General features: G+C 40.9%; 1 protein-coding gene. It reads left to right on the forward strand.

Annotation, left to right across the window (positions count from 1 at the left end; genetic code table 11):
- Nucleotides 1-226 precede the first annotated feature (226 nt).
- Nucleotides 227-486 (forward strand): molybdate ABC transporter substrate-binding protein (locus GFC01_RS17955; protein ID WP_152948497.1); only part of this gene is annotated, 260 nt, incomplete at its 3' end.

The following is a 486-nucleotide window of genomic DNA, read 5'->3' on the forward strand; positions in this document are numbered from 1 at the left end:
CCTGTTGAACAGGATGAGGTGTGTCAGCCTTATATCGAAAAAGCCAATAAAGAGCTTTCCTTATCAGACAAAGTGATCAATGGGAATTTGCTCCGTTTTTATCAGCAATAAAAGCCGCCTTCTGGCGGCTTTTTCTTTTCTCTTTTTACTGAAAGCCTATGAATGGTCAAATAAGTTTGCTTATAATAAAGGATACAGATGATATTGAATAATAAGAGGTGTGAACATGAAGTATACGTTCTTCGCCTTCATCGCCATCTGTTTGCTCCTGAGCGGGTGTCAAACAGAGATGAAGTCATCGGATACAACAACCAAAAAAACAGAGCTTGTCATTTCAGCTGCGGCAAGTCTTCAGGATGCACTTAAAGAAATTGAATCTGCCTTTAACGATGAGCATCCGAATGTGACATTAACAAATAATTTCGGGTCATCCGGCGCATTGAAGCAGCAAATTGCGCAAGGGGCAAAGGCGGATCTCTTTTTCTC

The organism is Desulfofundulus thermobenzoicus (assembly GCF_009428905.1).
In the GTDB taxonomy this organism is placed as follows: domain Bacteria; phylum Bacillota; class Desulfotomaculia; order Desulfotomaculales; family Desulfovirgulaceae; genus Desulfofundulus_A; species Desulfofundulus_A thermobenzoicus.